General features: G+C 63.5%; 24 protein-coding genes, 1 tRNA gene and 1 pseudogene. 18 read left to right on the plus strand and 8 right to left on the minus strand.

Translation table 11 applies throughout. From position 1 onward, the window contains the following. Positions 1–8 precede the first annotated feature (8 nt). Positions 9–85 (plus strand) — tRNA-Pro (locus tag HGEM_RS08210). Between the two features lie 43 nt (positions 86–128). Here HGEM_RS08210 and HGEM_RS08215 read toward each other — a convergent pair. Beyond that, positions 129–1,577 (minus strand): helix-turn-helix transcriptional regulator, encoded by a 1,449-nt coding sequence (locus tag HGEM_RS08215; protein ID WP_019128949.1) that lies wholly within the window; start codon positions 1,575–1,577, stop codon positions 129–131. A gap of 201 nt (positions 1,578–1,778) precedes the next feature. Between HGEM_RS08215 and HGEM_RS08220 the strand changes: the two genes are divergently transcribed. The 5 genes from HGEM_RS08220 (at position 1,779) to lysS (ending at position 7,993) form a co-directional block, all read left to right on the plus strand. After that, on the plus strand, positions 1,779–2,975 hold the full coding sequence (locus HGEM_RS08220) for a M20 metallopeptidase family protein (RefSeq protein ID WP_019128950.1): 1,197 nt from the start codon (positions 1,779–1,781) through the stop codon (positions 2,973–2,975). 228 nt (positions 2,976–3,203) lie between these two features. Continuing rightward, on the plus strand, positions 3,204–4,685 hold the full coding sequence (locus HGEM_RS08225) for a YfcC family protein (RefSeq protein ID WP_019128951.1): 1,482 nt from the start codon (positions 3,204–3,206) through the stop codon (positions 4,683–4,685). A 260-nt stretch (positions 4,686–4,945) separates the two neighbouring features. Beyond that, entirely contained in the window at positions 4,946–5,206 is a 261-nt protein-coding gene (tatA, locus tag HGEM_RS08230) for a twin-arginine translocase TatA/TatE family subunit (protein WP_019128952.1), read from the plus strand. Positions 5,207–5,331: 125 nt separating this feature from the next. Next, positions 5,332–5,799 (plus strand): GreA/GreB family elongation factor, encoded by a 468-nt coding sequence (locus HGEM_RS08235; protein ID WP_019128953.1) that lies wholly within the window; start codon positions 5,332–5,334, stop codon positions 5,797–5,799. A gap of 187 nt (positions 5,800–5,986) precedes the next feature. Then, positions 5,987–7,993 carry a lysine--tRNA ligase gene (gene lysS, locus HGEM_RS08240; protein ID WP_019128954.1) on the plus strand — a complete coding sequence of 669 codons (2,007 nt, stop codon included), beginning with the start codon at positions 5,987–5,989 and terminating at the stop codon, positions 7,991–7,993. Positions 7,994–8,224: 231 nt separating this feature from the next. Here the strand turns inward: lysS and HGEM_RS10490 are convergent, their stop codons facing one another. Together HGEM_RS10490 and HGEM_RS10695 are read right to left on the minus strand one after the other, a co-directional pair. After that, positions 8,225–8,593, minus strand: a complete 369-nt coding sequence (locus HGEM_RS10490; RefSeq protein WP_019128955.1) for a hypothetical protein — start codon at positions 8,591–8,593, stop codon at positions 8,225–8,227. A gap of 214 nt (positions 8,594–8,807) precedes the next feature. Further along, positions 8,808–8,942, minus strand: a pseudogene (locus tag HGEM_RS10695) (zinc-ribbon domain-containing protein); the annotation flags it as partial. A 177-nt stretch (positions 8,943–9,119) separates the two neighbouring features. Between HGEM_RS10695 and HGEM_RS08250 the strand changes: the two are divergent. The 3 genes from HGEM_RS08250 to HGEM_RS08260 all read left to right on the plus strand — a co-directional run bounded on the left by HGEM_RS08250 (position 9,120) and on the right by HGEM_RS08260 (position 12,074). Next, positions 9,120–10,385: a 4Fe-4S binding protein gene (locus tag HGEM_RS08250; protein WP_019128956.1), complete on the plus strand. Its 1,266-nt coding sequence runs from the start codon at positions 9,120–9,122 to the stop codon at positions 10,383–10,385. Between the two features lie 167 nt (positions 10,386–10,552). Next, entirely contained in the window at positions 10,553–11,629 is a 1,077-nt protein-coding gene (gene ychF / locus HGEM_RS08255) for a redox-regulated ATPase YchF (RefSeq protein WP_035101870.1), read from the plus strand. A gap of 58 nt (positions 11,630–11,687) precedes the next feature. Further along, a complete protein-coding gene (locus HGEM_RS08260; protein ID WP_019128958.1) occupies positions 11,688–12,074 on the plus strand; it encodes a DUF1648 domain-containing protein in 387 nt (128 codons plus the stop codon). Positions 12,075–12,749: 675 nt separating this feature from the next. On the opposite strand, the gene HGEM_RS08265 is transcribed toward HGEM_RS08260, so the two are convergent. Beyond that, complete coding sequence (locus HGEM_RS08265) at positions 12,750–13,472, minus strand: hypothetical protein (protein WP_154646833.1); 723 nt, start codon at positions 13,470–13,472, stop codon at positions 12,750–12,752. Positions 13,473–13,659: 187 nt separating this feature from the next. Between HGEM_RS08265 and HGEM_RS08270 the strand changes: the two genes are divergently transcribed. Then, the gene (locus HGEM_RS08270; RefSeq protein ID WP_019128960.1) at positions 13,660–13,869 is read left to right on the plus strand and encodes a helix-turn-helix domain-containing protein; all 210 of its coding nucleotides are present in this window, start codon (positions 13,660–13,662) and stop codon (positions 13,867–13,869) included. Between the two features lie 140 nt (positions 13,870–14,009). On the opposite strand, the gene HGEM_RS08275 is transcribed toward HGEM_RS08270, so the two are convergent. Continuing rightward, on the minus strand, positions 14,010–15,038 hold the full coding sequence (locus HGEM_RS08275) for an asparaginase (RefSeq protein WP_019128961.1): 1,029 nt from the start codon (positions 15,036–15,038) through the stop codon (positions 14,010–14,012). 228 nt (positions 15,039–15,266) lie between these two features. Between HGEM_RS08275 and HGEM_RS08280 the strand changes: the two genes are divergently transcribed. From HGEM_RS08280 to HGEM_RS08315, 8 genes are all read left to right on the plus strand, one after another. Next, complete coding sequence (locus HGEM_RS08280; protein WP_019128962.1) at positions 15,267–16,226, plus strand: phosphate/phosphite/phosphonate ABC transporter substrate-binding protein; 960 nt, start codon at positions 15,267–15,269, stop codon at positions 16,224–16,226. A gap of 207 nt (positions 16,227–16,433) precedes the next feature. After that, positions 16,434–17,204 carry a phosphonate ABC transporter ATP-binding protein gene (phnC, locus tag HGEM_RS08285; protein WP_019128963.1) on the plus strand — a complete coding sequence of 257 codons (771 nt, stop codon included), beginning with the start codon at positions 16,434–16,436 and terminating at the stop codon, positions 17,202–17,204. Further along, entirely contained in the window at positions 17,204–17,983 is a 780-nt protein-coding gene (gene phnE, locus HGEM_RS08290) for a phosphonate ABC transporter, permease protein PhnE (RefSeq protein WP_019128964.1), read from the plus strand. The genes phnC and phnE (HGEM_RS08290) overlap by 1 nt, the downstream gene beginning before the upstream one ends. Then, the gene (phnE, locus tag HGEM_RS08295) at positions 17,980–18,789 is read left to right on the plus strand and encodes a phosphonate ABC transporter, permease protein PhnE (protein ID WP_019128965.1); all 810 of its coding nucleotides are present in this window, start codon (positions 17,980–17,982) and stop codon (positions 18,787–18,789) included. The genes phnE (HGEM_RS08290) and phnE (HGEM_RS08295) overlap by 4 nt, the downstream gene beginning before the upstream one ends. A gap of 245 nt (positions 18,790–19,034) precedes the next feature. Further along, a complete protein-coding gene (locus HGEM_RS08300) occupies positions 19,035–19,976 on the plus strand; it encodes a metallophosphoesterase family protein (RefSeq protein WP_019128966.1) in 942 nt (313 codons plus the stop codon). Positions 19,977–20,078: 102 nt separating this feature from the next. Further along, positions 20,079–20,801 carry a phosphatase gene (locus HGEM_RS08305; protein ID WP_019128967.1) on the plus strand — a complete coding sequence of 241 codons (723 nt, stop codon included), beginning with the start codon at positions 20,079–20,081 and terminating at the stop codon, positions 20,799–20,801. A gap of 131 nt (positions 20,802–20,932) precedes the next feature. After that, complete coding sequence (gene guaA / locus HGEM_RS08310) at positions 20,933–22,543, plus strand: glutamine-hydrolyzing GMP synthase (RefSeq protein WP_019128968.1); 1,611 nt, start codon at positions 20,933–20,935, stop codon at positions 22,541–22,543. A 241-nt stretch (positions 22,544–22,784) separates the two neighbouring features. Next, entirely contained in the window at positions 22,785–23,237 is a 453-nt protein-coding gene (locus HGEM_RS08315) for an HNH endonuclease signature motif containing protein (protein WP_230197249.1), read from the plus strand. A gap of 567 nt (positions 23,238–23,804) precedes the next feature. Here the strand turns inward: HGEM_RS08315 and istB are convergent. The 3 genes from istB to HGEM_RS10090 form a co-directional block, all read right to left on the minus strand. After that, positions 23,805–24,548, minus strand: coding sequence for an IS21-like element helper ATPase IstB (istB, locus tag HGEM_RS08320; protein ID WP_019128970.1), 744 nt, complete (start codon positions 24,546–24,548; stop codon positions 23,805–23,807). 5 nt (positions 24,549–24,553) lie between these two features. Further along, on the minus strand, positions 24,554–26,017 hold the full coding sequence (gene istA, locus HGEM_RS08325; RefSeq protein WP_195891253.1) for an IS21 family transposase: 1,464 nt from the start codon (positions 26,015–26,017) through the stop codon (positions 24,554–24,556). Between the two features lie 153 nt (positions 26,018–26,170). Further along, entirely contained in the window at positions 26,171–26,332 is a 162-nt protein-coding gene (locus HGEM_RS10090) for a helix-turn-helix domain-containing protein (RefSeq protein WP_019128971.1), read from the minus strand. Between the last annotated feature and the right edge of the window lie 86 nt (positions 26,333–26,418).

The following is a 26,418-nucleotide window of genomic DNA, read 5'->3' on the forward strand; positions in this document are numbered from 1 at the left end:
TCTGCTAACGGGTTGTGGCTCAGTTTGGTAGAGCACCGCGTTCGGGACGCGGGGGTCGCTGGTTCAAATCCAGTCAACCCGACCAGCGAATTCAGGCAGGCCAGGGCGATGAGCTCTGGCCTGTTTTGCTATCTCGTTGCAGCATGTGCAAGCTCCTCAACCAAATCGATAAGCTCCTGCTGGCTGTGGACGTCAATCTTCTTGTAGATGTGGCGTGTATGCGTTTTCACCGTGTTCGCCGAGATGGTGAGGCGCTCCATGATCGATTTCCCGCTATGTCCGCGGGCGAGCAGCCCCAAGATCTCTCGTTCGCGGGCGGTGAGACCATGACGTTCGGCAAGCGAGTGCAGCGCGGCTTCTATGCCTTGGGCGTCGTCGGAAGGCGTGCGCGCGGGCCGCTCCTCGGCAACCTCAGCTGGAACGATCGCCTGGAAGAAGCGGCGGAAGCGAAAGCCGTCGAGCCCGATCCACACGAAGCAGAAGATGACGATTGAGAGCAAGGCGCTCGTTATGAGCAAGGCATCCGTCCAACCATTCGCCTGCGCAGCCATGATGCTCTCGGCGGCAGCGAACCCCACCGCAGACGAGCAGGACGAGACGGCGAACCCCAAGGGCACCACGGCGAGAGCACCTGTGGGATTGCGCGCCGCGATGCTCGCGAGGACCGAGAACATGAGCGCGTAGAAGCATTCTGAGCCGGCCTCGATGATCGTCGAGGTTACCGACGTGGGCAAGGAGCTCGCTGGCGTGAGCAGGAAACCGGCGATTACGGTTACCGTGCAGAGCCGGAACGCAGCGTCCTCATCGAAGGTGAAGCGTCGCGCGCGGCTCCATACGAGCAGAAGCGCACCGTAGGCGAGTGCAAGCAGCGCATACTGCCAACCCTGCATGGCGTTGAACCGCGTGGCGGTGGCGTAGCCGAAGGTGGTCTCGAACAGGGCTATGCATACGAAGAGCTTGCTCGAGAGCGGCACGAACGAGAAGGGGTTCGTCGTTTCGAGGTCGCGGGGGCTCGCCGCCTCGCGAATGCGGGCGAAGAGGTCGCGCTGGTTTACGGCGCCCGTTCCTATGAGCATGCCGAGCATGATAATGCCGAACAGAGCCGGCGCGGCCTCGGTGGCGGAGCGCAGAAGCGGCCAGATGGCGTACGAGATCGCGATGCCGGCAAGTGCGGCCACCATCGTGGGCGCGTTGCGCGGTATGCGCGAGAGCGCGAGTGCGGCGAGAATGGTTCCCCAACCTCGGCTCACGTTGAAGAGCGTATCGGTAACAAGGAAGAGCGTTCCGTCGGTAGGGTTGGCAAGAACGCTCTGCCACAGCAGCATCGCGACCGCGCCGCACGCGGCAGCCGCGCATGAGCAGCCCGCAAGCGAAAGCGCCTTGGGGCATCGCCGCGCTACGATGGCAACGGGAACATAGAGCAGGCCCGAGATAAACACGCTCACATTCATGAGGTCCGTGGACGCCGTGGGCAGAAGCACGCTGTTGTGCATGAGCATGACAAGCGAGACGAGCGCGACGAGAAACACGGCGATCGACCACGGCAACGCGGGCAACTCTTTGCGCATTTCGGCCATGTAACCTCCCTCACCCATTTGGGGTGATACCGTTTACCTGCTCGTTCGTACCGTTCGCGCTCACATGTGCCGGGTGAATTTTCCGACGCATGAAACATGGTGGCGCGCGCCCATGCGTTCGGGCGAGCAATGCTTTAGTATCGTTTCACGACCAAACCCATCGCGTCAAGCGGGGCATATGCAAAGTAAAGGAGCGATGTGATGAGTACCGTAATCGATGAGGCAAAGGCGCTGCAGGAGCAGATTGTGCGCGATCGCCGTTGGCTGCACCAGCACCCGGAACTCGGCTTCGACTTGGACGAGACGTGCGCCTACGTGCGCGGGCGCCTGGAGGAAATGGGCTATGAGGTCTCGTCACCCTGCCAGGGCGCGCTCCTCGCGCAGGTGGGCGATCCGGCGGCCGGCCCGGTGTTCATGCTTCGTGCCGATATGGATGCCCTGCCGGTTCAGGAAATTACGGGGCTCGAGTTCGCCTCAACGAATAACAACATGCACGCGTGCGGCCATGACACGCACACCGCTATGCTGCTTGGCGCGGCGAAGATCCTGAAGGATCATGAGGCGGAGCTGAAGGGTTGCGTAAAGCTGCTCTTCCAGCCCGACGAGGAAGGTGTTGCTCCTGTGGAGTACTGCGGCGGTGACGCGGTGCTCGAGGCCGGCGTGCTCGAGAACCCGCATGTCGACGCGGTGGCGGCGCTGCACGTGCAAGCGCTCGAATTCGATGCCGGCGCCATCTATACGCGCAAGGGCACGATCTTCTCGTCGATCGACGATATCGATGTGCGCATCACCGGTCGCGGCGCGCACGGCTCCACCCCGCACCAGGGCATCGATCCCATCAACATCGCCTGCCATATCTACCAGGGTTTCCAAAACCTGATCGCGCGCGAGGTCGATCCTACGCAGACGTGCGTGGCAACGTTCGGCAGGATCGAATCGGGCCGCGCCGCGAACGTGATTCCCGATAGCGCTTCTATGCTCGGCACCCTGCGCACGCAGGATGCGGGCGTGCGCCAGGGCTTCAAGGAGCATGCGCAGCGCATGGTCAAGAGCATCGCCGAGGCGTTTGGCGGCACGGCGACCGTAGACTTCCTGCGCGGCGTGCCGAACACCTACAACGACCCTGCGCTTACTGAGGAGCTCGTGGGCTATGCGAACGAGCTTTTCGATGAGCCCGTGCAGGAGCTCGAAGCGCCGTTCTCCGGCACCGACGACCTTGCCATCATCGCCGAGAACGCCCCCACGACCTACTTTATCCTCGGCACGGGCACGCTGCCGGGGCACGAGGGCTGCGGCATGCACCATCCCAACGTCGAGTTCGACGAGACGGTGTTCTGGAAGGGCTCTGCCCTGCTTGCCAACAGCGCGCTTTCCTATCTGAGTCGCCACGCGGAGTAGGACGACTTCGCGCGGCGGGGCACACGTGGGGCGTCGAGTGCGCGGCTGACGCGCGCGGTCCTATGGAGAAGAGCCGTGCGGCTGGAGAACGGCCGCGCTCTCGACGCACCCCATTTCGAGGTTTCGTTGCGCCCGCCCGCGCACGCCTGCATCCGACCTACGATATTCTCAGCAAACAACGGTTGTACGTGCTGGCTTTACGGATGAGCCGGCGGAAAAGGAGGACTCATGGCCGAAGCTGTCAAGAAAAAGAAGAAACGGGGCATGCCGACCTCGTTCACCATCCTCATCGGGTGCCTGATCTTCGTTGCTATCTGCACCTGGATCGTCGCGGCATTCACGCCCGACGTTACGGGCGCAACCCTTGCCCAGGTTATGCGCGCACCGTTCGACGGCTTCAAGAACGCCATCGACGTCTGCCTTTTCGTGATCGTGCTCGGCGGCTTCCTTGCCATGGTGAACAAGACAGGCGCGCTCGATGCGGGCATCGCCACGCTCGTTCGCAAGCTTGGTGACCGCGATACGCTGCTCATCCCGGTGCTCATGCTCGCATTCGGCATCTGCGGCTCGACCTACGGCATGATGGAGGAGACCATCCCCTTCTACATCCTGCTTGCATCGGTGACCTTCGCCATGGGCTTCGATTCCATGGTGGGCGCCCTCGTGGTGCTTCTGGGCGCCGGCCTGGGCACGCTCGGCTCCACGGTGAACCCGTTCTCGATCGCCATCGCGTCCTCGGCGCTCACCGACATGGGCATCGCGGTCAATCAGGGCACGCTCATCGCCGTGGGCTTCCTGCTTTTCGTGATCTCTGAGGTCATGGGCATCGCCTTCGTGATGAACTATGCCAAGAAGGTCAAGGCCGACCGCTCCAGCTCTGCCATGACGGCCGATGAGCTCGCTCGCATGGACGCTGCCTATGCCGACGAGACTCGCGCCCTTGAGGACGAGCAGGCTTCGAACCTTAAGAACGCCGTGCTCACGGGCAAGCAGAAGCTCGTGCTCGTGCTGTTCGCGCTTTCGTTCCTCATCATGATCGTGTCGTTCATTCCGTGGGAGAGCTTCGGCATCAACATCTTCGCTATCGGCGGCACGGCCGACGATCCTTCGACGGCTTGGAGCGCCATCCTGACCGGCCTGCCGCTTGGCCAGTGGTACTTCACCGAGTGCGGCATCTGGTTCTTCGTGATCTCGATCGTGATCGGCTTCGTGGGCGGCCTGTCCGAGAAGGAGATCGTGAACACCTTCATCGACGGCTGCTCCACCATGATCTCGACCGCCCTCGTGATCGCCGTGGCCCGCGCCATCTCGGTGCTCATGGCCGAGACCGGGCTCGATGTCTTCGTGCTCAACGCCGCTGCTAACGCCCTGCGCGGCGTCTCCGCGGTGGTCTTCGCCCCGGCGAGCTACGCGCTCTACTTCGTGCTCTCGTTCCTCATCCCGTCGAGCTCCGGCATGGCGACGGTTTCCATGCCCATCATGGGGCCGCTTGCCGACAACCTCGGCTTCTCGCCCGATATCATGATCATGATCTACGTCGCCGCGCACGGCGTCGTGGCCATGATCACCCCCACGAACGGCGTTATCGTCTCGGGCCTGGAGCTCGCGCACACGAGCTACACCACGTTCCTCAAGCTTACGCTTAAGTTCTTCATCGCGCTCACCCTGGTGACCGCTGCCGTGCTCACGGTGCTCATGCTCGTCCTGTAGGGCAGCAATGAAGCAGGAGGAAACGGCTGGCTAAGCAGGAGGTTCAAGCCGCTCCTAAGCAAGCGCAGGGCCATCCAGCCTTACCGAACGCTTACATCGCCCGATGGCCAAACCGTGCCGTCGGGCGATGTTTTGCCAGTATAGGAAGGTGTTTCGGAGGGATTGCCTAGACGCGTTGATAATATGGCGCGGTTGTCCGAGCAACGCTCGCGCGGTATACTCTTTCGAGCTTGTTTGACGTGTAACTGGAGGAAATCGTTATGATCCCTAAAGGTTTTGAGTGGATTGTCATCCTGGTCGTGGTCCTGGTCATCTTCGGGCCCAAGAACCTTCCAAAGCTCGGTAAGTCGCTTGGTTCCACGGTGAAGAACCTCCGTGAGGGCATGTCGGGCGACGATAAGACCGAGGAGGAGCCCGAGGAGAGCGCCGAGGACCGCGAGATTCGCGAGCTCGAGGAGAAGCTTGCCGAGGCAAAGAAGAAGAAGGAGTCCGGCGAGGACGAGGGCCCCATCTCCGAGTAAGGCGCAGCCTTCATCAAGGAGCTTTGTTCTTCCTATAGAGCGCATGCGGCCGACCTCCCCACGCGGGCGGTCGGCCGTTATTATGGTGGGTCGATGGTAGAAACGGCGTTAAAGGAGTCTTCCGCATGGCGAATGGCGAGGCACTGACCGACGAGGGCCGCAAGAAGCTCGAAGAGGAGCTTGCGTGGCGTGAGGGTGAACATAGGACTGAGATTGTCGAGCGCATCAAGGTCGCGCGCGACTTCGGCGACCTCTCGGAGAACTCCGAGTTCGATGATGCCAAGGAGGAGCAGGCCAAGAACGAGGCCCGCATCCGCGAGATCCGCAACACGCTCGCCCAGGTGGCCGAGTTCGACGCGGCGGGCATTCTTGGCGCTACGCTCGGTAGCACGGTGACCGTCGTCGACGCCGATGGCGAGATTCACGACTTCACGCTCGTGGGCTCGCGCGAGACCAATTCGCTCGAGAACCGCATCTCGATGGAGTCTCCGGTGGGCTCCGCCCTGGTGGGCCATGAGGTGGGCGAGACCGTCGAGGTCGTGCTGCCGTCTGGCAAGACGCGTACCTACACCATTACGAAGATCGCGCGCTAGGCCCCGGGTCGAGCGCAGAGCCGAATGCATGCTCCCTGGGACCGCGAGGCCTCGGGGAGCTTTTTGGTTCGCGGCGCTGGCGGGGCCGCATCGAGGCGATTCGGTTTGCAGTTCCAGCGGGGTCGCACCGAGTTTTACATGACGTTCTGGGCACATGGGGCCCACAGATAGCAAGGAGCAACAAGATATGAGCGAGACGCAGGAGAGCACGCAGAACGCGCCGGAGGCGGTGTCGACGCTGAATGACGAGCGCGCCCATCGCCTGTCCAAGCGCGCTGCCATCATGGAGGCCGGCGGCAATCCGTATCCGGAGCATTCCGAGGTTACGGCGCATGTCGTCGACATCGAGGCCAAGTATGCCGACCTCGAGGCGGGCGAAGACACCGATGACGTGGTGAGCATCGGTGGCCGCATCATGGCCAAGCGCGGCCAGGGAAAGATCGCCTTCGTGGTGGTGCGCGATACCACCGCCGAGATCCAGCTCTTCTGCCGCATCAACGAGATGCGCGAGGAGGACTGGGCCCTGCTGCAGGACCTGGACCTGGGCGACATCATCAACGTGACGGGCGTGATCGTGCGCACCAAGCGCGGCCAGCTCTCCATCGCTCCGAAGCGCCTGACGCTGCTCTCCAAGGCGGTCCGCCCGCTGCCCGAGAAGTTCCACGGCCTCTCCGACAAGGAGACTCGTTACCGCCAGCGCTACGTGGACCTCATCATGAACGACGACGTGCGCGAGACCTTCCGCAAGCGCTCGGCGATTGTCAGCGCTTTCCGCCGTTACATGGAGGACAACGGCTACATGGAGGTGGAGACCCCCATCCTGCAGACCATCCAGGGCGGCGCCACCGCGAAGCCGTTTATCACGCACTTCAACGCGCTCAACCAGGAGTGCTATCTGCGCATCGCTACCGAGCTGCACCTGAAGCGCCTGCTCGTGGGCGGCTATGAGCGCGTGTTCGAAATCGGCCGCATCTTCCGCAACGAGGGCATGGACCAGACGCACAACCCCGAGTTCACCACCATGGAGGCCTATCGCGCCTACAGCGACCTCGAGGGCATGAAGGAGCTCGCCGAGGGCGTCATCAAGGCTGCCGCGAAGGCGGTCGGGCTCGAGGGTGCCATCGTGTACCAGGACCAGGAGATCGACCTCTTCGGCGAGTGGCCGAGCCGCTCCATGACGGAGATTGTTTCCGAGGTCATGGGTCGTGAGCTCAACCTCGATACGCCGATTGAGGAGCTTCGCGCTGCGGCCGCTGAGTGCGGCATCGACGTCAACCCCGCTTGGGGCGCGGGCAAGCTCATCGCCGAGATCTACGACGAGAAGGGCGAGGAGAGCCTCATCAACCCGACCTTCGTGTGCGATTACCCCGTCGAGGTGAGCCCGCTTGCCAAGCGCCGCGAGGACGACCCGCGTCTCACGCACCGCTTCGAGCTGGTTATCGCCGGCCATGAGTATGCCAACGCGTTCTCCGAGCTCAACGACCCGGTGGACCAGGCCGAGCGCTTCGCCAAGCAGATGGAGGAGAAGGCCGGCGGCGACGACGAAGCCATGGAGTACGACGAGGATTACGTGCGTGCGCTCGAGTACGGCATGCCTCCCGCGGGCGGTATCGGCATCGGCATCGACCGCGTGGTCATGCTGCTCACCAATTCCGCGAGCATCCGCGACGTGCTGCTGTTCCCGCACATGCGCCCCGAGAAGGGAAGCGTCTCCGGTGCCGCCGCACAGGCTGCTAAGGATGCCGCGCAGGCGGCTCAGGATGGTGCGGCGGGCGTTGCCATCGCTCCGAGCAAGATTCCTACCATCGATCCGTCCAAGATCGTGGTCGAGCCGCTCTTCGAGGACTTCGTGGACTTCGATACGTTCAGCAAGAGCGATTTCCGTGCGGTCAAGATCAAGAGCTGCGAGCCGGTGCCCAAGAGCAAGAAGCTGCTGAAGTTCACCATGGACGACGGCTCGGGCACGGACCGCGTGATCCTGTCCGGCATCAGCATGTACTACGAGCCGGAGGATCTGGTGGGCAAGACCTGCATCGCCATCACCAACTTGCCGCCGCGCAAGATGATGGGCATCGATTCATGCGGCATGCTCATCAGTGCCGTGCACGCGGAAGGCGAGGGCGATGACGCCGAGGAGCGCCTAAACCTCCTCATGGTCGATGATGCCATTCCGGCAGGTGCCAAGCTGTACTAAGGCTTGAGATAACGCACGGTAAAAGGCGGGGCGGATGCCATATCATACGCCCCGCATGCAAAAACGGCGCCGCAGCTCATATCGGGCTGCGGCGCCGTTCGCTTAATTCAAATGGGTTGCGCTTCTCGACGTGAATCGCCTGCGCATCCGAGGCGCATGCGCCCGCTTCTCAAAGTGGATCGCGCCAACTTCGAGGCGGTCACACACGGTGCAAGGCAGATGCCTGCGCTCCTACTTGGACTTTATCATGTCGAGCACGCCGACGGCGATGCTTGCGATACCGGCGAGGATGTAGAGCCACGCACCGAGCTCGAAGCTCACGGACACATAGCCGCCCATCTCGGCGTTGGCCTGACCGGAGATTACGAAAACGAGCAGAAGCGCGCCGATGCCACCGATGATGTTCAGGATGTTGCCCTGCTTCTCCTTCAGGACGAACACGCCCAGCAGGCAGAGGATGCCGGGCACGAGGAACAGGATGTTCATGAACTCGCCGTCGAGGTGCGACCCCATGACGGTGATGCCGAAGGTCATCTGCATGGCGCTGATGCTCACGATGCCCGCGATGCCGTACAGCGGCAAGAAGAAGCTCACGAGCATGATCGCGCCGGCTACAAGCTTGATGATGCGGAAGAGCGCGGCGTTGCCCGAAGCAAGGTTTGCGAGCGAGGAGCCGCCGAAGCTCGTGGGCGCGCTGCTGGGGTGGCACCGGCCCGGGAACGGGCGACGGGTTCGACGTGGGGGCCGGCCCCGGAATCGGCGCGGGCGCAGCGCCAGGCGCCGGCGTCGTATTGGCGGGCGCCTGGACCTGTGCACCGCAGGCACCGCAGAACTTGGCATCATCGGCAAGCTGGGTTCCGCATTTAGGGCAAAACATAGTGAGTCCTCTCTCTGTGTCGGGCGGGCGCTGTACGCACGATGTATCGCATCCGGCCGCATGGCTCCACATACACACTTCACATTATGCCGCGAATCAGGGCAGCGGTCTCGGTCATTCTTGGAAAGAATCGCGGAGCATGTCGTGCATGCGGATTCCACAACGGGTGCCGTACAATAGTGCGCATCGAAACGTCCGATACGGATGCGGCGGGTATGCGCGGGCATCCGTTCAAGGGGAGGAACTCGCATGGCGCAGAAGCGCGACATGTTCGATGACATCATCGATATCACCAAGGGCCTGAGCGGCATTACCGAGCCGTTCAGCGATCTTACGAACGCATTCTTGGGCAATCCCGAGCCCGAGGAGCGCGAGTGGAACCCGGCAGACTACAAGGAGAAGCCGCGGGCCAACGCCCTCTCGTGCCTTGCATGCCGGTCGACTAAGAGCTCGTGCCGGGCATGCGTGAAGATCTGTCCGGTGAATGCCATCGAGATTGAGGACGGCGGCATCGACGTGCTCGATTCCTGCCGTAAGTGCGGGCTGTGCGCGCCGGTGTGCCCGACCGAGTCTATCCACGGCATGAAGCACCGTCCCAAGAAGTTTTACGATTCCGTGGCCGCTGCCGCCGCGGCGTATGAGACGGCGTATGTAACGTGCACGCGCGCCCTTAAGCGCATCCCGCGTGAAAACGAGGTCGTGCTCGGGTGCGTGGGCGAGGTCACGGCCGAGACCTGGTTCTCCATCCTTATGGACTTCCCCAATGTGAGCGTGTACCTGCCGCTCGACATCTGCGAGAATTGCCGCAACGCACAGGGCGAGGAGCTTCTGGGCGACGCCATCGCCACGGCGGAGGAGTGGTCCGGCAGGCCCATGGGCCTCGAGGTCGACGCGAAGGAGCTCTCCTGCACCAAGCGCCGCGAGTTCGAGCGCAAGGAATACATGGATAAGATCATGAAGACCACCGGCCTGGCGGTTTCCAAGCTGAACCCAGCGACGGCGGCGGTGACGACGGTCTCGCAGCGCATCAAGGACCACACCAAGAAACTCTCTGCGCTCGAGCGCACGCTTGCGACCGCTACCGGCACGACATCGCAGAGACGACGCCGCGTGCTTACCCAGGGCAGGCAGCTGCTGCTCTCGACACTGCAGGCGCATCCCGAGCTTGCCCCGAACGTGCAGGTGAGCACGCCCGTATGCGATTTCGAGAAATGCACGCTCTGCGGCGACTGCATAGAGGCCTGCCCGCTCCACGCCTGCGATATCACCGATTCTGGTCGCTTTGCGGTGGAGTCCACGTACTGCGTGGGGTGCGGCCTGTGTGCGGAGGTATGCGAAAGGCATGCGCTCACCATGGTGGAGCATGACGCGGCGGAGCTCGTGCTGCCTGATCCCGAGGCGGAGAAGAAGGCCGCCGAGGCAGCGAAGGCGCATGAGGAGGCTGAGAAGATGAAGGCCGAGGCCAAGAAAAAGCTCAGCGCCGCGCTTGACCGCGTGGAGAAGCTCGCCGACTAGCTGCCCCTCGTCGCCGTCGACGTGCGTGCGGGGTGGCAAAAACGTCCGCTTACGGGTGGAGCTGCGCTGCGCGGGGCCTTATAATCAGACGGTGCAAACCGATGACGGGAGCGGTGGGGCGCACGCGTCGCACCGCTTCGCTGGTATACAAGACAGGATGGTATCTCGTGGCTCTTTCCATCGGCATTGTAGGCCTGCCCAACGTGGGCAAGTCGACGCTGTTCACCGCGCTTACCAAGAAGGGCGGCCTTGCTGCCAACTACCCGTTCGCGACCATCGACCCCAACGTGGGCATCGTGGACGTGCCCGACGACCGCTTGCAGGCGCTGGCGGACATCGTCCACCCCGGGCGCATCGTGCCGGCCACGGTGGAGTTCGTTGATATCGCTGGCCTGGTGAAGGGTGCGAACGAGGGCGAGGGCCTGGGCAACCAGTTCCTTGCGAACATTCGCGAGACCGATGCCATCTGCGAGGTTGTTCGCTATTTCAAGGACCCCAACGTCATGCGCGAGGTGGGGCGCACGGGCGAATTCGTCGACCCTGCGGCCGACGCCGATACCATCATGACCGAGCTCATCCTCGCCGACATTCAGACGCTCGAGAAGCAGATTCCTAAGCTCGAGAAGGAGGCGCGCCGCGATAAGGAGCTCGCGCCCAAGCTCGAGGTGGCGAAGCGCCTGGTCGCATGGCTGAACGAGGGCAACCGTGCCGCCGCCATGGCGATGACCGACGAGGAGCGCGCTGCTGCGAAGGGGCTCTTCCTCCTCACCATGAAGCCGATGCTCTACGTGGCGAATGTGGACGAGGATATGCTCGGCGAAGAGCTCGAGCCCATCGACGGCGTGACGCCGATCCCCATCTGCGCCAAGGTGGAGGCGGAGCTCTCGGAGCTCGAGCCGGAGGACGCGGCGGAGTACCTGGAGTCGCTCGGCCTCGAGCGTCCCGGCTTGGACGTGCTCGCACAGGCAGCCTACAAGCTGCTCGGCCTGCAGAGCTTCTTCACTGCCGGCGAGATGGAGGTCAAGGCCTGGACGGTGCGCCAGGGTGCCACGGCCCCGCAGGCGGCCGGCGTCATCCATACGGACTTCGAGCGCGGCTTCATCAAGGCCGAGGTCATTGGCTACGATGACTACGTTGAGCTCGGTGGCGAGCAAGGCGCTAAGGCGGCCGGCAAGCTCCGCATCGAGGGCAAGGATTACATCATGGCCGACGGTGACGTGGTACACTTCCGGTTTAACGTGTAGCACGCATGCGCGGCGGTTGCTGCCGCGGGGTTATCAAGAGATAGATAGGCGGTAATACATGTTTCGCTTCGGTCGCACGAACGGCTACCTCACCATCGTCCTCATCGTGCTCGCGGTGCTTCCGCTCATAGAGGCCTTCTTCGTGATTCCGCAGCTTCCGGATTCGGTGGCAATGGCGTTTGGCGCGGGCGGCGAGCCCACACGCTACGCTAGCCGGTACGAGCTCTTTCTCGCTCCGGGAATCTGCCTGCTTCTGGGGGTTGGTATGATTCTTACCGCGCGCCGTCAGGCGGGTGTCTCGATCCGCGACTCCCGCGTTGCGACGGAGCTCACCTATCGTCGCTCGATTCGCAGCGGGCTCGTCATGACGGGGCTGCTGAATGTCTGCAATATCTACTTGCTCGCTGCGGCGTTCTTTGAGCGGGGATTCAGCCTCGCCCTCTAGAAAAACGCTGCTTGTTGGACGCCGGAGGCATCCGAACCGTTGATATTTCAGTTTTTGGGCACTTCTTCGTGCGGCGGCGGATACAGGCGAACGAAGGGGAGGGAAAAGGCGCAGCTCAGGCGGCTGGCATCCTCCCGGTCGTGACACGGCTACTCGGACCCCTCGCGGCGAAGTGCCCAAAAGCTGCAATCACGTTCGCCCCCGAAGGCGTCAACAGCGGTTCCCTGGGATAACACTGACCCGGAGACCCGGGGCAGGTGCATGGGGTTTCTCGGATCCGACCCGATCGCGCCCTCGTCTGGACGGCTGAGACGACGTGTGCGAGATTCGCATTCGCTATGGATTGCCGCATCCCTCGCCTGGGCGGCTGAGGTCATGAAAACTGATGAAGCCGCGGGTGGGGATTCCGGCGAATTTCCCGTTGCCCAATGTGCGACGGGGAGACTGGGTTTTGGGAGGGGTTGGCGCTGCGCCGCCCCAAACCGGGCCAAGCTTGCATCTAACTATCTCCTCAGAGGAAATCGCCACGATAGCAGCTTCCACTAAGCGGCTGCCGCGCTGGATACCGTCCGCCACGCCGGGATTGCTGCAGCCATCCATGAGGCCCTTCTCCCCGCCGTCCAAGGCCGGGCCTTCGTAGCAACGCGGCTCGGCGCCCGTCATGCTGGAAAAGAGTTACGTGCGGTGCTCGGCGGCATCTAGCGGACGGAAGGGAACGACGCCGCCGTGATTGCTTTCACTCGGAAAAAGGTTGTGACAGAGGTAGGCGAGCGCTTGGGCGAGCCCTCCCTTCCGGCGTGCGGGGAAGGTGAAGTCTGCTGCGGCGCGGCAGGCGTTCCCTGCCCCTTCAAGCGCATAAGCGGTGCCTGCCTCAGAGAGAAGGGGCAGGTCGTATGGGGTGGCGGCTATCACGATAGCGTCTTGCAACCGGCTGCCGCTTGCGAGTGAAGCCTGCGCCAGCTTTGTTGTGGCATCGGCTTGCGCGAGCACCGCGGGGTTTTCGTAGGCGTCGAGCAGTATGACGCGTGGGGAGGGAAGACCCGCTTGCGAAAAGGCCCGCACCACCTCATGCGCGGAGTAGGAGCTTGCTGCTGCTAGCAGTATGCGGGGCGCGGCGAGTGCGTGGGGCTTCTCGCGCGCCGCCTTCGCCATGCGGAGGAGGTCCGATAACGCCTGGGCCTCGGGGACGGTAAGAAGGGGGCCGCCGGATGCCGGATCATCGATGTCGAGCACGAGCAGATGGTGCGTGCCGCCCGCGGTAGACGCGGCATTCTTGAGGTCGAGTATGTGCGAGGCTGGGTCTTTGCCGTGTGAGGCGCGGCTCGCGCTGCGGGGATCGGGGTCTGCGGCGCGAAGGCCGTGGCCTGTCCCGCGGGAAGCGCGGCCTTTGCTGCGCAAAGCGAGACCCGCGCCGCGCGAAATCGCGGGCTCTCGGCGGCTTTCGCTTCGCTTGTTCTCGTGCCGAGCGCTCTGCATCTTGTGACAACGACCCTTCTCTTTATAACTAGCGAGCCCTGTGAAACGTAAACTATAGTTTACGTTACCTGCCGGACGATTCTGCACACTCTGCGATATGAGCGAACCATTGGGACAGATCGTTGGTAGTAACGTGAGCCGCCTGCGCGAGGAGCAGGGGCTTGGTAAGACCGCTTTCTGCCTGATGGCAGGCATAAGCCGGCCGTATCTCAATCGGATCGAGAGCGGTACGGCGAATATCACGCTAAAAGAATTGCAGCGCCTCGCGGATAGCCTGGATGTGGCACCGGAGCTGTTGTTGGCGGAGCCGAGGGATTGAAGCCGGCGCACGGCTTCCGCCGCCGCAGAGCTTAGACGCCCAGGCTTTCGGCACACCGATGCCGCGGCATCCCATTGCTGTGGCACGGCGGCGCCCAAGTATGATGGCGTGCGCCAGGGGGCCTGCGCCAGGGGCCTTCGCTACATCTGCCGATCGTGGTTGATGGGATGGTAAAAGAGCTGCTCGAGGTCGAGCGGATCGCGGGTCTGGCCGAGCGCCCACATCATCTTGGCAACGATCGCCTCGGTCGACATGTCGCCTCCGCGCAGAATGCCCGGATGCTCCGCATAGGTGCGTCCCACCTCGTACACGCCGAGGTCGAGTCCTTCTTCCGGCACCTGTGTCGTGAGCACGATGCTCCGCCCGGAGTCTACCCAGTCGAAGATAGCCTCCTTGAACGAGGGGCCACAGGTTCCGTAGTCCGGTATGCCGCCAAGCCCATAGATCTCGAGGATAAGGGCATCGTAATCGGCCTTAAGCGCTCGGAAGAGGTGCGGGCTCAGTCCCGGAGTGAGCTTGAGCACAGCGACGCGGTCGTTGAGCGTGCGGAAGACCGGGGGAAGCGGAGCCTCGGCCAGGGCTGCATCTGCCCCCGGGGTTGCTCCAGCCGCGACTGCGCGTACGATGCGATCGTTGCGAATGTAGGCGAGCGGCGGGAAGTTCACGCTGGTAAAGGCATTCGAGCTCATGGTTCGCTGCTTGCGGGCGCGCGTTCCGGCAATGGCGATGCCGCCGAACACAATCGTCACATCGTACGACGCGTCGTCGAGCGCATAGAGCAAGCTCTGGTAGAGGTTGAGCTTCGCATCGGTAAACGAGCTCGTCATGGGACGCTGCGAGCCGGTAAGCACGATGGGCTTCGCGCTTCCTTGGATGAGGTACGAGAGCGCTGCGGCGGTGTAGGCCATGGTGTCGGTCCCGTGCAGGATGAGGAACCCGTCGAAAGCGGTGTAGCGCTCTTCGATGGCGCCCGCGATGCGGAGCCAGTCCGCGGGGCGCATGTTGGTGCTGTCGATATTCATGAGCTGCAAGATCTCGAGCTCACACAGGCTCTCGACCTCGGGCACGCATGCGGCGAGCTCGGCACCGGTGAGGGCGGGGGAGAGACCGTGCCCGTCTTCTGCGGAGGCGATGGTGCCTCCGGTGGCGATGAGAAGGATTCGTTTCATTGGCTCGAACCTGCTTTCCTGTGGCCGTTTCCCTACAAGCGTACCCGTTTCTTGCGCCCCGCACGGAAATCCCCCATAGTTCCCATCGAAGGCAGTTGGACGAATTATTCGGTAAACGGATGTAATCCTTCGGTCAGGGGTCGGCATTCTGCGCTCTGCGGGCGCTCGGGTGATGGTATCGTGAGTATCGTGTCTTATGAAGTCCTGGTGTTATGGAAGGCAGGAATCATGTCCAAGTTCGAAATGCTCAACACCGCCGTGAGCCGTCGCAGCGTTCTCACCGGCGCCCTTGCGCTCGGTTCCGTTGCCGCGCTCTCTGGTTGCGGCGGCAACGGCGACGGCGGCAGCAGCGCTGCGGCCGAGATTACCTCGCTCGAGGTCCAGTTCGTGCCTACCAACAACGACGGCAGCCTTGAGGCAAAGGCCAAGCCCTTCGCCGATTACCTCACCGAGAAGCTTGGCGTCGAGACCAACGTGACCCTTGCGACCGACTACACCACCATCGTCGAGGCCATGGCCTCCGGCCAGGTGCAGCTCGGCATCATGCCGCCGGCCGCCTACGTCATGGCGCGCAACCAGGGTTGCGCGGAGGCCCTGCTCACCTCCGAGCTCGGTGCCTATGACCGCGAGACCGGCCTTCCCATCGAGGGCGAGCTCACCGGCACCTTCAAGGGCGAGATCCTCGTGCGCTCTGATAGCGACATGCAGGAGCTCACCGACCTCAAGGGCAAGAAGATCGCCACGCTCTCTGCGAACTCCGCGTCCGGCTACATCTATCCCGTGGCCGAGCTCAAGGACGCCGGCGTCGATCCTGTGACCGAGTGCACGCTCACCACGGTGAACGACATTCCGTCCGAGATCACCGCCGTGCTCAACGGCCAGCAGGATGCCTGCTTCGTGTTCGAGGGCGCGCGCAACGTCTTCGCGAACAGCTTCCCCGATAACGACCTGTTCGCCGACCTCCGTGTGCTCTACCTTACCGAGGGCGATATCCCCAACGACGCCATCGCCGTCCAGCCCGATATGGACCAGGACATGAAGGACAAGATCAAGGAGACCTTCCTCAACATGGCGAATGACGAGGAGGGCGCCGAGGCCATGTCCATGTGGAGCCACCTGGGCTACACCGAGGTCGACGAGTCTGCCTACGACACCATCGAGGAGTACACGGAGAAGGCTTCCGCGTAGCTCAGCCGCGCCCGCGCTTCCGGTTTGCAAGGCGTGCCCGGCCGGGAGTTCGCTCCCAGCCGGGCGCTTTTCTATCGGTTGCGGGCACGCTCTGCGTTGACGGGCCCTGCCGGATCGCCCCCATGAGTCGATGCGGCGCGGCCCGGCGGTTGTATCGCGCGCCGACCCGCGTGCTTGCGCGCATTCCATGCCATGAAGAGGGGAACTATGATCGAATTCAAAGACGTGTCCAAGGTGTACGGCAACGGTACGCGCGGCCTGGACCATATCCAGCTGACGATCGGCGACGGCGAGTTCGTCTCCATCATCGGCCTTTCCGGTGCGGGCAAGTCAACGCTTCTGCGCTCCATCAACCGCCTGAATGACGTGACGGAGGGCGAGGTCGTCGTCGACGGCACCTCCATCACGCGCGCCGACAAGCGCGAGCTCCGGCGCATTCGCCGTCGGATCGGCATGATTTCGCAAAGCTTCAACCTGGTGAAGCGCTCGACGGTGCAGAAGAATGTGCTATCCGGACGCTTGGGCTATTACTCCACCTTCAAGAGCATCTTCGGGCTCTTTACCGAAGAGGACTACAAGAACACCGAGAAGGCGCTCGCTACCGTCGGCCTCCTCGACAAGCTGCACTCGCGCTCGGATGAGCTCTCCGGCGGCCAGCAGCAGCGCGTCTCCATCGCCCGTGCGCTCGTGCAGCGAGCCGACATCATCCTCGCCGACGAGCCGGTGGCCTCGCTCGACCCGGTAACTACGCAGACCGTTCTTAAGGACCTGGAGCGCATCAACAAGGAGGAGGGCAAGACCGTCGTGGTGAACATCCACTCGGTCGAGCTGGCCCGCCAGTTCTCTACCCGCATCATCGCGTTGCGCGCCGGGCGCCTCGTGTTCGACGGCACGCCCGACGAGCTCACCGAGGAGCGCCTCGCCGAGATTTACGACAAGGACGCTGCCGAGCGCGAGGCGAAGGGGGCGGCCGCCTGATGAAGATCTCCGAGACCGTACATTTCGACTGGTACAAGAACCTGTTCGTGGTGCTGGTGCTCGTCGCGTGCGTGGTCGCGAGCGCAACGGTGACCGATGCAGACTTTGCCGAGGTCATCCAGGGTGGTCCACAGGTCACCGCATTCCTCGAGCGCTTCATGCAGCCGGACTTCTCCTACATCCCCACGCTCATCGACCCGATGATCCGCACCATCAAGATGTCTGTCCTGGGCACGGTGATCGGCTTTGCGGTCGCGGTTCCGCTGGCGTTTCTCGCCACGACGGTGGTGACGCGCAACCAGGTGGTCACGGCCATCTTCCGCTTCATTCTCGATGTCGTTCGCACCATTCCCAACCTGTTGCTTGCCGCGCTTACCGTGGCGATCGTGGGAATCGGTGAGTTCTCCGGTGTGATTACCATCGCCGTCTTCACGCTCGGTGTGGTCTCGCAGCTCATCTTCGAGACCATCGAGACGGTGGACGAGGGGCCCATCGAGGCCGCGGAAGCCGTGGGTGCCACGCGCGTGCAGATTGCGTTCTGGTCGATTGCTCCCCAGGTCATGAGCCAGCTCGCGAGCTATCTGTTCTATGCGTTCGAGATTAACGTGCGCGCCTCGACGGTGCTGGGCTATGTGGGCGCCGGCGGCATCGGCGTTATCTTGAACTCGTCGCTCGGACTGCTGCGCTACGACCGCGTGTCGGTGATCATTCTCATGATCTTCGTCGTGGTTGCCGTGGTTGACTTTCTGAGCGAAGCGGTGAGAAGGAGGCTCGCATGAGTGAGACGACTGCGCCCGCGCGCCGCGGGCTGTTTGCATCCGAGCGCGCGCGTACCATCGCGATCTCGGTCGTGGTGGTGGCCGTGGTGGCATGGTCTGCAATCGGGCTCGACTATTCCGGGCTCGCGACCTTCAACCCCTCGCTCGCACTCGAGGCGCTGCGCGGGTTGCTCAGCCCTGATTGGGGGTATGTCTACGACGGCTCCGGCGAGGACCTGATCAGCCTTCTTTTGCTCACCATAGGCATCGCGTTTCTGGGCACGGCGATCGCGACGGTGCTCGCCATCCCCTTTGCGCTCGTGAGCTCGCGCACCCTTTGGCACAACCCTGTGGTGCCGCGTGTGGGCAAGTTCGTGTGCAATGTGTTGCGCGCGTTCCCCGAGCTTGTGTATGCCATCATCTTCGTGCGCGTGGTGGGGCCCGGTCCGTTTGCCGGCGCGCTCGCCATCGGCGTGCATCAGATCGGCATGCTCGGCAAGCTCTTTACCGAGCAGATCGAGGCTATGGACGAGGCACCCGTTGAGGCTGTGCGCGCGGTGGGCGGCAACTTCTGGCAGTCGCTTTTCTACGCGCGCCTGCCGCAGCTCATGCCCATCTTCTCGTCGCTTTCGCTCAACCACTTTGAGATCGCGGTCCGTTCTGCGTCCACGCTTGGCCTGGTAGGCGCCGGCGGCATCGGCGCGCCCCTCATCTTTGCCATTCAGGCGCGCAATTGGGCAACGGTGAGCATCATCCTCATCGGCGTGGTGGTGGCCGTGTTCGCGATCGACCTTTTGGGCGGAGCCATCCGCAAGCGGTTGCGCTAGAGAACCGTTGATACTTGGCCCCGGCGGTGCCCTCACGTTCGCGATTGCAACTTTTGGGCACTTCTGGGCGTCACGGGCAAGTACAAGAAGGTAGCCAGCAGAAGAAAGCGCAGCTCAGAGGGCCGACGACCTCTGGGTTGTTGCGGTTCTACCCGAGGCTCGCGCGGGCAAGTGCCCAAAAACTGCAATTGCGGCCGGCTCTGGTAGATACATCAGCGTTTTCCTAGGGTATAGCGAGGTGGTTCATGCGCGTTTTGCATCTGTCGGACATCCATTATTCGCTTGGGGCGAAGGATGCTCGCAGGGGAGCGGACGGCTGCGGGGATAACGCGCATGGGGCGGTTGCCGAGGTGGGCGACCGCCCGCTCTCGTTGCCCGCGGCGGAGTTCTACCCCGCTATGGTTGACCGCTTGGGCGACGTGCTTCCCGCATTCGAGGCGTGCCTGCGCGAGGGCCTGGCCGCGGACGACGCGGGCGAGCGCGTTGGCGCCATCGTGCTGACGGGCGACTTCGTGGAGCGCGGCGGTGCGGCGGCGTATCGTGCGGTGGGCGAGGCCGTTCATCGTGTATGCCGCGAGGTCTTGGGTGCCGTGGTGCCCTGCATCGTGACACCGGGCAATCACGACGACCGCGCGTCACTGCGCGCGGGGTGGCCCGGGGCGCTTTCCGGTTTGGGTGGCGAGCCGCTGCTCTATACGTGTGAGGTCGCGGGGTCGCGCCTCATCTCGTTCGATACGAGCGAGCCTGGGCATGCGGACGGCTATGTTGACGCTGAGCGCCTGGCGTGGCTTCGCGGGGAGCTCGAGACGGCGGCGTCGCGGGGGCAGATGGCCCTCGTTTGCACGCACCATCATATGGACCCGAGCCAGACGGATATGCCGGCATTGCCCGGTGCGGTGGAGCTCCTCGAGCTGCTCAGGCGCCCGGGTGTCGCGGTGCTCAACGGGCACACGCACCATCAGGCGCACCGTGTCTACGAAGGCGTGGAGTACCATACCGCCGATGCCACCTCGTTTCAGGCAGATCCGTGCGACGTACGCCCGGCGGGCGGGGCGCCCGTGCGCGCGGTGCGCTTCCGGCGACTGAGCGGATACAACGTGTACGATGTGCGGGATCGCCGTATCGTGCGTGCCTGCGCGGTGACGTATGATGGTGGCGATGTGCTCGGCGACATGCTGCTCGGGTAGCGCGGGCGCCGCGTTCCGGATGCCTGCGCGGCGGCCTCGGTCCGAGCGCTTCGCTTGGCCGCGCTCCGGGGTGCGCCGCCATTGTTTAGTAAAGGAGTTTCCATGCAGCTCGTTGTCGATTCCCATACCCATACGCTTGCAAGCCCCGACGGCTTTTCTACCGTGGACGAGATGGCTGCCGCCGCCGCGCGCGCGGGGCTCGAAGGCTTGGCCATCACCGACCACGCGCCCGAACTCATCAACTGGACGCCCATGCTCCATTTCATGGGGTACGGCAAGTTGCCGCGCGAACTCTCGGGTGTGCGCATGTTCTACGGCGTGGAGCTCAACATCATGGATTTCGACGGCCGCGTCGATATGCCCGAAGACATCCTGGCTCGCCAGCACGTGGTGATCGCGAGCTTCCATACTATGTGCACCAAGGCGGGTACCTGCGAGGAGAATACCCGTGCGTACCTGCGCGCCATGGAGAACCCGTACGTGAACATCATCGGGCACCCGGACGACGGGTTCATTCCCATTGATTTCGAGCGGTTCGTGCGGGCGGCCAAAGAGAACCACGTGCTCATCGAGGTCAACAATTCCTCGGTGCGCACCGTTCCGTACCGCCTGAACACGGCGGAGAACATCCGCGAGATTCTCCGCCTCTGCATGCGGTACGAGACCCCCGTGGTGGTGGGCACCGATGCGCACCACACGAGTGGCGTGGGGCAGTTTGGCGAGGCGCTGGCCGCTCTTGAAGACACGGGGTTCCCGGAGGAGCTTGTGGCCAACACCTCGCTCGAGAAGTACGAGCGGCTGCTGGAGGAATCGCGGCGGGCGTAGGGGCCTTTTCTGGAACGGTCGTATGCCGTCTTGGGGTGGCTCGGGCAACGTGTATGATGGATGGGTATGCGAAAGACGCGCATGATGGCGCGTACGGGCGGGTGCCCGACCTCTGCGAGAAAGGACAGCCTGTGGCTCAGAACGGGTTCGACCAATCCAATCAGAAGGTGTTGGTGTTCGATTTCGGCGCGCAGTACGGGCAGCTCATCGCTCGGCGCGTGCGCGATTTGCATGTGTATTCGGAAATTGTGCCGTGCGATATCTCCGCGGCGGAGGTTGCCGAGATGGCTCCCTCGGCCATCATCCTTTCCGGCGGTCCGGCAAGCGTGTATGCCGAAGATGCTCCTTCCATCGATGCCGGCATCTTCGAGCTGGGTGTTCCGGTGCTGGGATTCTGCTATGGCCATCAGATCATGGCGGTGACGCTCGGCGGTGAGGTCGCTCATTCAGAGGTGGGCGAATACGGGCCGGCGACGCTTGCCTGCGATAACGAGTCTGCGCTCTTCAAGGGCACGCCCATGGAGCAGACCGTATGGATGAGCCATCGCGACGCGGTGAGCCGCGTTCCGGAGGGTTTCGTCGTGACGGGCAGGACCGATGTGTGCCCCGTGGCGGCGATGGAGTGCCCCGAGAGGAAGCTCTATTCCACGCAGTTCCACCCCGAGGTGCGCCATACGGAGCATGGCCAGCAGATTCTCAAGAACTTCCTGTTCGGAGTCTGCGGTTTGGTTGAGGACTGGACCATGGACAACCTGGTCGAGCAGAAGGTGGCCGAGATTCGCGAGCAGGTGGGCGATGATCGCGTGATCCTGGCGCTTTCCGGCGGCGTGGACTCCTCCGTGGTGGCGGCGCTCGGCGCGCGCGCCATCGGCAAGCAGATGACCTGCGTGTTCGTGAATCACGGGCTTTTGCGTAAGGGCGAGCCCGAGCAGGTGGAGGAGGTCTTCACGAAGCAGTTCGATGTGGACTTCATCCACGTGCATGCCGAGGGCCGCTATGCTGAGCTCTTGGCCGGCGTGACCGACCCCGAGCAGAAGCGCCGCATCATCGGCACGCAGTTCTGGAATGAGTTCTTCGCCGTGGCGAAGCAGCTCGAGGAGGACGGGCGCCCGGTGAAGTACCTGGCGCAGGGCACCATCTATCCTGACATCATCGAGAGCGGCGCACGCAAGACGGGCGGCAAGGCGTCGACCATCAAGAGCCACCACAACCTGATCCCGTTCCCCGAGGGCGTGCATTTCGACCTGATCGAGCCCTTGGACCACTTCTTCAAGGACGAGGTGCGAGAGCTTGGTCTGGCGCTGGGTCTGCCGGAGCACATCGTGTACCGTCAACCCTTCCCGGGGCCGGGCCTGGCGATTCGCATCATCGGTGCTGTGGATCCCGAGAAGCTCAGCATCCTGAAGGACGCCGACGCGATCGTGCGTGAGGAGCTCGACGCGTACAACCAGCGTCTGTTCGAGGAGACCGGCGAGCGCAACAGCGAGCATAGCTGCTGGCAGTACTTCTGCGTGCTGCCGGACATCCGGTCGGTTGGTGTGATGGGCGACGAACGTACCTACGCGCGGCCTGTGATCTTGCGCGCCGTCGAGTCGAGCGACGCCATGACTGCGGACTGGGCGAAGCTGCCGTACGATGTTCTGGCGCGGATTTCCAGTCGTATCGTGGCGGAGGTGCCGGGCGTGAACCGCGTCGCGTATGACATCACGTCGAAGCCCCCCGCGACGATCGAGTGGGAATAGCGAATATATGTTCGTAATTGTAATATAATAACAGGTAACTGGGGCTGCGTCATTTCTGCAGTCCCATTTTGTTTTGGAGGTGCCGTTGACGAAGAGCGCCCTTTCCAATGCGTTCAGGATGCCGACACCGGTTAAGATAACCGGTCGGACATCCAGCATCACCAACTCATTTGTAAACGGGATCATTCCCGCAATTATGCCTAGTGACGGTGAAATTGCCCTTGCGCTCGAGGTTCTCGGCATGGATGCATCGGATGTGCGCTGTGCCTATTGCGGTGATCCCGCAACTGAGTGGGACCATCTCAACGCCATCGTGCGACGTAAGCGTCCAACGGGCTACATCTCGGAGATTCACAACCTCGTTCCTGCGTGTGGGAAGTGCAACCAGTCGAAGGGCAACAAGCCCTGGAGGGAGTGGATGTTCGGTCCGTCGCCGTTGTCGCCCGCGTCGCGGGGTGTGGGGGATATCAAGGATAGGGCTGAAAGGCTAGCCGACTACGAGCGGAGATTTCATCCGGTGAGAATCGACTTAGAGGCATCGGTCGATGAGGATCTGTGGAGTGCGTACTGGGGTGCGCACAGGCGCCTTGTCGAGGAGATGAGGCGCTGCGAGGAGCTTGCGGCCGCTGTTCGGGAGGAGATTTCCTCTCGGGTCGAGTTGCTGCGGGACGGGCGGATCGATTCTGGACATTAATCTGGACAACAGTGAGAACATGACCAGAAAAATGTCCTGAATAGGCCAGGGTTTATCCTCTGCTATTGAGAAAAAATGCCGCATACGGCGAAATTGCTCAATAGAAATCGCGGGAGGTTCAAGGTGAGGAATGCATGGGGGCTTTGGGGGGCGAAGGCGTAGCCGTTGGTTTTTCGGCAGGGAGGCGCAGCCGACCGGTTGTTTCGGGGGAGCTTCGCCGGCGTCGCTCTGAGCGGGGGTGGCCGAGCCCGAAAGAAGCTGGAAAAGCATCGCGGCTCTTGCGGGGAAAGCGGGGCCCGTGACAGGCTGCGCGCACGAGGAATAACCGGCATCCGCCGGCCTCGGCTCGTCGTTTTTGGGTTGTTATCTGGATTTCGTTCAATCGGCTCAACGCCTGGCCGAGGTGGGGTCGGTCCCCGCTCTGACCACTCGGACTTGCTCTTACTCGAACCAACCGCTTCGTGGGATGGCGTGCTATGCGCTGTGTTTTGTCAACAGGTTTTGAGCAAAAAGAGCATCGGTTTTTGAGCAGTTTGAGCATGGTTCTTGCGCACGACTTCTGAGCACCTACCCCTCCCGCATAAGGGCATGCTTCACGCGGTAGGACTCGCCTCTGAACTGGACGAGCCTGCCGTGGTGCACGATGCGGTCGATGACGGCCGCAGCCATCTGGTCGTCCCCGAACACCCCTCCCCAGCGGGAGAACTCCAGGTTGGTCGTGATGACCACGCTCCGGCGCTCGTAGGCGTCGGCGAAGACCTGGAAGACGAGGCGCGCCCCGTCGGCGTCGAGTGGCAGGAACCCGAGCTCGCCGGCCACGAGCAGGCGGGCGCGGGCGACCTGCGCCATCTCGCGGTCGAGCCTGCCCTCGTCGCGTGCGCGCCTGAGGCGCATGACGAGCGAGGAGGCGGTGAAGAAGCGAGCCTCCATCCGTCTGTCGCAAGCGAGCTGGCACAGGGCGCTCGCCATGTGCGTCTTGCCCGTCCCGACATCCCCCATCAGCACCAGATCCTCGCGCCCCTCCAGGAAGGAGATCGAGAGCAGGTCCTCCCTGCCCAGGCCGTCGGGCCACGAGACCGCCGACCAGTCGTAGCCGTCGAAGGTCTTGGGCGCCGGGAGCGCGCAGCGCCTCAGCAGCGAGGCGCGCTTGGGTGCTTCCCTGCTCGCGCGCTCGGCCTCGAGGTAGGCCGCCGGGTACTCGACCTGCTTCGGGGATCCCGCCCGCGCCCACCCCTCGAGCACCGCCTTCGTGAGGGAACGGCATCTTCCCGCTTCCAGCACCCTCTTTGCGAGCTCCTCGCTAGCGGGCATCCGCCTCACCGCCCCTCAGGAAGCCGTCGTAGACCGTGAGGTCGGCCCCTCCCGCGAAGCCCGGTCCGCCCGCGGCGATCCTTCGCGCCAGCACGTCGACGGTGGCGTCGTCCGGGATGCGCCCCCCCCTCGAGGACCCTTTGCGCCGCGGCGCACGCGGCGGCAAAGCCCGATGGGGCGGAGGCGCGCCCGATGGCCCGCAGCGCCTTCCTCCTGCCGGCCGCGTCCAGCGCGTCGATCGCCCGCACGAGCCCCGCCGGCATGTCGCGCCTGATGACGGACTCCCCGAAGGCGCGGGGACGGGCGACGAGCGCTGGCACGAGGGAGAGCGGGCCTCTCACCGTCGGGCCCTCCCCGTGCGCGCGGGGCAGCATCGCGACCCTGCGACCGCGGTCAGCGAGGATCTCGACGGTGTCCGCCCTCAGGCCGACGACGAGCTCTCGCGAGCGCCAAGCCGGGCCGGCCAGATAGCCGCGTCCGTCCACGGTGACGGTGCCGCGCTTGTCCGCACGCGCGCTTACCCAGCGCACGGCATCGAAGGGGACGCCTGGCAGGACGTGCATTGATGCGGCGTCCTCGGCAAGCGCCGCGCTGGTCGCCCGCCCGTCGCGGGCGCGCCCCTCCTCGTTCAGGCGATCGCGGCCCGCATGCAGAAGGGCGCTCGGTTCCGCGACGGAGCCCACGCAGGGCACCGGCACCAAGAGGTTGCGCCCGAGGAGCCCCACGGCGCTCTCCACGGAGCCCTTCTCGTTGCCCGAATAAGGGTTGCAGTAGCGGCTTGCCGCCCGGTAGTGCGCGCGGAACAGCGAGAACGGGTGCGACTCGCTCACCTCCCCGCGCACGCGTCTGCCGGCCTCGGTGGCGTCGTCAAGCACGAGGACCGAAGGCGCCCTCCCGATCCAGCCGAATATCTCCGAGAGGGCTGCGCACATGCACTCGGACCTCTGCGAGCGGCACGCGACGGCGTAGCGCGCGTTGGAGTGCGGAAGCGTCAGCACGAGCAGTCTCAGGTGCGTCCTCTCGCCGGCAATGTCGGCCTCGAAGTTGCCGAAGTCGACCTGTGCGGCGCCGGGCGCCCGCTCGAGCTCGAGGTAGCCGTCGCCCGTGCCCGTGGTGCGGGCCCGCCGCCATGCCCGGACGTAGCGCTGGACAGAGGAGTAGGAGCCCCTGTAACCATGTTCCTCGACGATCCTGTCGTAGATTCTCTTTGCGGTATGGCGCTGCTTCCTCGGTGCCCCGAGGTCGGATGCGAGCATCGAGTCGATGGCTTCGGCATATGCGTCAATGGCCGGGTGTTGTCTTTCGGCGACCACGGGCGCGGCAGGGGACATATCCTCCATGTCGGCGTACTTCGCGACGGTGTTGCGGCGAAGGCGCGGTTTCCTAGCGATCTCGCTTCTGCTGACGCCTGCAGCCTCCATCTCGCGTATATCATTTCTCATATCCAGGGGCACGGTCATCTCCTCCATCCTTCCCGGGCGAGCCTCGCCAAAGTTCGCGCCCGGGAAAACCATACGACGAGGGCCGTGCCCCCGGATATGAGGGCACGGCCCAACTTGCACGAACTGCTCATTTTCAGATGCACGCGGTGCTCGGATCGCGATGCACGCTTGGGCTATTTCTTATTGCACATCAACAATCGAGATGAGCATATCGGAGTCGGGAACCGAAAGGTCGCGCTCCCATTTGGAGACGGTCTGTCGGACGACGTTCAACTTGATTGCCAGCTCTTCTTGGGAGAGGCCACGCGATTCGCGGATCGATCGGATGTTCTCGCTCAGCATTGCGGTCTCCTTCCTTCGATTGGCCTCATTATCGGCAGCAGCGGGCCGTTGCGGCAAGCAACGGGAAGTAACATTGGATGAAGAGA

It is taken from the genome of Enorma massiliensis phI (assembly GCF_000311845.1).
GTDB classification, from domain to species: domain Bacteria; phylum Actinomycetota; class Coriobacteriia; order Coriobacteriales; family Coriobacteriaceae; genus Enorma; species Enorma massiliensis.

Excerpts from the sequence above, each read along its gene's own strand:
- istA (WP_195891253.1), bottom strand. The coding sequence starts at position 26,017 with ATGGAGGAGATGACCGTGCCCCTGGATATGAGAAATGATATACGCGAG.
- lysS (WP_019128954.1), top strand. The coding sequence starts at position 5,987 with ATGAGCGAGACGCAGGAGAGCACGCAGAACGCGCCGGAGGCGGTGTCG.
- phnC (WP_019128963.1), top strand. The coding sequence starts at position 16,434 with ATGATCGAATTCAAAGACGTGTCCAAGGTGTACGGCAACGGTACGCGC.
- HGEM_RS08305 (WP_019128967.1), top strand. The coding sequence starts at position 20,079 with ATGCAGCTCGTTGTCGATTCCCATACCCATACGCTTGCAAGCCCCGAC.
- HGEM_RS08215 (WP_019128949.1), bottom strand. The coding sequence starts at position 1,577 with ATGGCCGAAATGCGCAAAGAGTTGCCCGCGTTGCCGTGGTCGATCGCC.
- HGEM_RS10490 (WP_019128955.1), bottom strand. The coding sequence starts at position 8,593 with ATGCTCGTGAGCTTCTTCTTGCCGCTGTACGGCATCGCGGGCATCGTG.
- HGEM_RS10090 (WP_019128971.1), bottom strand. The coding sequence starts at position 26,332 with ATGCTGAGCGAGAACATCCGATCGATCCGCGAATCGCGTGGCCTCTCC.
- HGEM_RS08280 (WP_019128962.1), top strand. The coding sequence starts at position 15,267 with ATGTCCAAGTTCGAAATGCTCAACACCGCCGTGAGCCGTCGCAGCGTT.
- HGEM_RS08260 (WP_019128958.1), top strand. The coding sequence starts at position 11,688 with ATGTTTCGCTTCGGTCGCACGAACGGCTACCTCACCATCGTCCTCATC.
- phnE (WP_019128965.1), top strand. The coding sequence starts at position 17,980 with ATGAGTGAGACGACTGCGCCCGCGCGCCGCGGGCTGTTTGCATCCGAG.
- HGEM_RS08220 (WP_019128950.1), top strand. The coding sequence starts at position 1,779 with ATGAGTACCGTAATCGATGAGGCAAAGGCGCTGCAGGAGCAGATTGTG.
- phnE (WP_019128964.1), top strand. The coding sequence starts at position 17,204 with ATGAAGATCTCCGAGACCGTACATTTCGACTGGTACAAGAACCTGTTC.
- istB (WP_019128970.1), bottom strand. The coding sequence starts at position 24,548 with ATGCCCGCTAGCGAGGAGCTCGCAAAGAGGGTGCTGGAAGCGGGAAGA.
- HGEM_RS08300 (WP_019128966.1), top strand. The coding sequence starts at position 19,035 with ATGCGCGTTTTGCATCTGTCGGACATCCATTATTCGCTTGGGGCGAAG.
- tatA (WP_019128952.1), top strand. The coding sequence starts at position 4,946 with ATGATCCCTAAAGGTTTTGAGTGGATTGTCATCCTGGTCGTGGTCCTG.
- HGEM_RS08275 (WP_019128961.1), bottom strand. The coding sequence starts at position 15,038 with ATGAAACGAATCCTTCTCATCGCCACCGGAGGCACCATCGCCTCCGCA.
- HGEM_RS08225 (WP_019128951.1), top strand. The coding sequence starts at position 3,204 with ATGGCCGAAGCTGTCAAGAAAAAGAAGAAACGGGGCATGCCGACCTCG.
- HGEM_RS08235 (WP_019128953.1), top strand. The coding sequence starts at position 5,332 with ATGGCGAATGGCGAGGCACTGACCGACGAGGGCCGCAAGAAGCTCGAA.
- HGEM_RS08315 (WP_230197249.1), top strand. The coding sequence starts at position 22,785 with ATGGATGCATCGGATGTGCGCTGTGCCTATTGCGGTGATCCCGCAACT.
- HGEM_RS08250 (WP_019128956.1), top strand. The coding sequence starts at position 9,120 with ATGGCGCAGAAGCGCGACATGTTCGATGACATCATCGATATCACCAAG.